This window comes from Bacillus sp. AY2-1, from assembly GCF_008368965.1.
Taxonomy (GTDB): domain Bacteria; phylum Bacillota; class Bacilli; order Bacillales; family Bacillaceae_G; genus Bacillus_A; species Bacillus_A thuringiensis_S.
Genome location: NZ_QPEL01000196.1, coordinates 1 through 3705, shown reverse-complemented (window position 1 = coordinate 3705; position 3705 = coordinate 1). Strand labels below are relative to the sequence as shown.

The window sequence follows — 3705 nt, the reverse complement described above, 5'->3', positions numbered from 1 at the left end:
ATTTAAAAGATCTAAAGCCGTTTTTATTGATCGCTCCACCATAAATATAGCAATTGCTTCATGCCATATTAGAAATTGTTGCTCTTTTTTTGTTTGAAAATTATTTAAGTTTTTCTCTTTTTTTACTATTTCATAAAGTTCTTTATATTGTTTTTGTTTTAAGCAATCTTTTATTACGTATTTTACATTTTCTACATATTTAATTTTTTTGTTTTGAGTTAGTGCAAATATATTATTTGGATCAATCCCAAGTCTTTCAGATAATTGATATAACAATATGCTAGATGGATAAATCACACCTTTTTCAATCTTGCTAATTTGGCTTTGTGAACATATTCCATGACATAATTCGGATTGTGATATATTTTTTTTAATTCTAAGTTCTTTAATGGTAATACCCAAATCGTAAAATTCCATTTTTCCACCTACTATTAAGCACTGTATTAGTATAAGAGTTTTCTCTAACTTTTAATGTAATGTAAAATTAATATAGTTGCAATTGTTATTTGTTTTAAAGGACTTACCGTTTCCAGAGGATGGTGAGGCTTTTATTATGTACAAAAAAAGACACCCTAAGATGCCTTCTTCCGACTTGAACCACGTTCATTTAGTATAAACTTATCGTATTATCCCTTTGTTATACGTGTAAACACATCCTATAAAACAGAATCATCTATATACACCAGATTGTTAGTTCACAAAGTACAAGAGATTTGAGATCAGTATTAGAGTGACGCCTTTCAAAAGAATTTGCTTTATAGAATGTATCCACGTTTATTGTTTTGTTATATGTAATATTTAGTTGGTGTAATTTTTTACAGATATGTATAATTGCATAAAGTTTATGGAAAAATCAGAGTATGATTTGGATTGTGTAATAAAGATAAGGCCAACCTACGGAAATAGGTGGGAGAGGAGGAATCATCTAATACATATTGGATGATACTTTTTTGTTTTATGAACAAAAAGGCTATTGAAAGAGTCCTGATATGAATATCAGGACTCTTTCAATGTATATAATTATTTCACTGCCTCTTTTAATTCTTTTCCTGCTTTAAAAGCAGGTGTCTTTGAAGCCGCGATTTGCATTTCTTCACCTGTTTGTGGGTTACGTCCTGTACGTGCAGATCTTTCACGTACTTCAAATGTACCAAAGCCAAGAATCTGTACTTTCTATCCATTTGCTAACGCATTTGTTATTGTATCTAATAACGCTTGTGTTGCTGCAGTAGCATCTTTTTGTATAAGTTCAGCTTTTTCTACTACTACTTTTGTTAATCTTGTTTTATTCATTTTTTGCACCTCTTCATATGTAATTAGGTGACTATTATTACGTTTGTGTACGCAATTAATACTGTACATAGAAAAAGCCATAGCAAGAGCTAGAGGACAATGCCTGTGTAAAAGGCATAAGAAGGATATTAATTATCGCTTTAAACTCTGTTCATATTTCTTTACATCTTCCATAGTTTTAAATATTAACACATCAAAAACTCCTTTTTCATTCCCACATACGACAACAAAACCATCTGTTGATTCCAGAACTCTACCAACGCCACCATCTGTAAGTGCAATACTGGTAAGATGTTTTACGTTCAGTTTTTCTTCTTTTCGAATGTAAGTATTTATGGGTGTTCCTACAGGAAATGCGTCTTTGATCTCTTTTGTTGTATATGTGCCATCATCTATTGATTGAGTTTTAGTTGTAATAGATTCAGTTTGAGTGGCACATCCTGTTGCACATATTAAAAGAATACCAGTAATAATACTTACACAAGCCATTTTTACCATTCACAAAATCCTCCTATAACTGTTCGTATTTTCAACCCATTTAGGGTAACAAATTATATATACGAAGTTTGTTGGTTTATGTGAGTCGTAAATTAACAAAGATACAGGTATTTTGCCAGAATGTGTTTCAAGCAAAAGAAAAGACACCCAAAGGTGCCTTCCTGCGACTGGAACCATCGTAATATGGTATTGGGTGCCAACCCAATTGTTATTTTACCATGTTAAGTAATTTTGGTTGTTGAGAAATATAATTCAAATCTATATTTTGTTTACTTTTGCTTCGTTAGCTTTTTTGTAGTGGATTCTTCAATCTGTTCAGGTGTACTTTTAATTTCATCGGTAATTGCTATCTTGATACCCGAGTACATACAATAACAGTATTTGTTGCACCAGAATCCAAAAAGTAATTAAATGTAAAAAAGTTAAAAGTCGAAACACATGTTATTATTATATTGAGAATTATAAATTAAAGGTGGGATCTGGAAGGGAATAGTTATAAATGAAAACAATAAAGGGGAAGTTATCTTTTAGCATTGATATTATAGGTTGTATCCTTTGCATTATAATGCTTATTATAAGTCTAGTTAATTTTAGAACATGGGTCCCTCCTTTTTTATTCCTTATCTGCGGACTAATTTTCTTCATAAATTTAGTAAATACCAGTAAGGGTAAGGGGTATAATTCAAATTAAAATAAAATTGTATCCGTATAACCAAAAAACGCTATTCTTTTTGTAGAAATATACAGAGAGGATGGCATTTTTTGTGAATTTTTTGTTTCAAGATAAACTTCAATGATTTGCTGAGAGATTATATCAATATTTTCCTCCTTCACTTTTAGAACAGCTTGCTAGAGGGGGAGGGGCGTTTAAAGAAATGGAGATTTTGCAATGTTACCTAATTATATAAAAATAGCTCATGAGATAGCCAAAAAAGCCCATGCTGGACAAGTAGATAAAGCAGGTATGGATTATATCAAACACCCTGAGGCAGTTGCTAGCTTTGTAAATACGGCCGAAGAGAAAGCTACTGCTTATTTGCATGACGTTCTGGAAGATACTGAGATAACAGCTGCTGATTTATTAAATGCTGGTATACCTCATAACGTAGTTGAGGCAGTGCAGGTACTGACAAAAGAGAAATACACACCTTATTTTGAGTATCTGAGCAGAGTGAAAGAAAATTCTCTTGCCCGTACAGTTAAACTTGCAGACTTAAAACATAATTCTGATCGCTCAAGACTTGCTAGAATAACAGATAAAGATCTAAAACGATTGGAGAAGTACCGCAAAGCGATTAAGTTTTTAGGGGAATAAAAGAAACAGCCACTTCTTTAGTTGCAATTTCCTAGAATACTAGTCGTTTGAAGAGACAACTTCTTGCAAATATTTAATGTTCCTCATATGGTATTTTCAACAAAATGTAAAAAATAGTACGCAATATGTTAAAGATTATACGCAAAATGTTAAAAATAGGATAAAATGTTTATAGGAGGTGGAGGTAGTTGTTAAATAACCGGATAGTTGTTTGTCGTGCCGAAAAAGGTTGGACACAGCAAGATTTAGGAGAGAGAGTAGGTGCTAGTCGACAGACTATCGCTTCTATGGAAAGGAATAAATATAATCCCTCTTTAATTCTTGCATTTAAAATAGCCCAAGCTTTTGGAAAACCATTAGAGGAAGTTTTTGAATTTAAGGAGGAATAAACAAATGGAATTTATAAAGTATGCTGTAATTATTATTATTATAGTTTTATCATGCTTAAGTGAATTATATATGTTTAAATTTCAAAAAAGCCAAGAGGCAAGAGATGAGAGAGGTTTAGAAATTCAGTATAAAACTACTAATTTTTTATATAATACTCTTTATCTGGGAATAGTTATATTATTTCTCCTTAACATACTTCAATATATTAC

5 protein-coding genes and 1 pseudogene are annotated in these 3705 nt (G+C 31.5%); 3 read left to right on the top strand and 3 right to left on the bottom strand.

The window, feature by feature from the left end; translation table 11 throughout:
- The 3 genes and pseudogenes from DN403_RS28290 to DN403_RS28280 form a co-directional block, all read right to left on the bottom strand.
- A partial coding sequence (locus DN403_RS28290) for a helix-turn-helix domain-containing protein (RefSeq protein ID WP_149186006.1) occupies positions 1-417 on the bottom strand: 417 nt, incomplete at its 3' end.
- A 603-nt stretch (positions 418-1020) separates the two neighbouring features.
- Positions 1021-1293: pseudogene (locus DN403_RS28285) on the bottom strand (HU family DNA-binding protein).
- A 132-nt stretch (positions 1294-1425) separates the two neighbouring features.
- On the bottom strand, positions 1426-1791 hold the full coding sequence (locus DN403_RS28280; protein ID WP_098834039.1) for a hypothetical protein: 366 nt from the start codon (positions 1789-1791) through the stop codon (positions 1426-1428).
- An 889-nt stretch (positions 1792-2680) separates the two neighbouring features.
- On the opposite strand from DN403_RS28280, the gene DN403_RS28270 reads away from it, so the two are divergent.
- The 3 genes from DN403_RS28270 to DN403_RS31575 form a co-directional block, all read left to right on the top strand.
- Positions 2681-3106, top strand: a complete 426-nt coding sequence (locus DN403_RS28270) for an HD domain-containing protein (RefSeq protein WP_149186005.1) — start codon at positions 2681-2683, stop codon at positions 3104-3106.
- Positions 3107-3294: 188 nt separating this feature from the next.
- Entirely contained in the window at positions 3295-3495 is a 201-nt protein-coding gene (locus DN403_RS28265; protein WP_000933886.1) for a helix-turn-helix transcriptional regulator, read from the top strand.
- A 4-nt stretch (positions 3496-3499) separates the two neighbouring features.
- Positions 3500-3705: hypothetical protein (locus DN403_RS31575; protein WP_149186004.1), on the top strand; the 206-nt coding region annotated here is incomplete at its 3' end.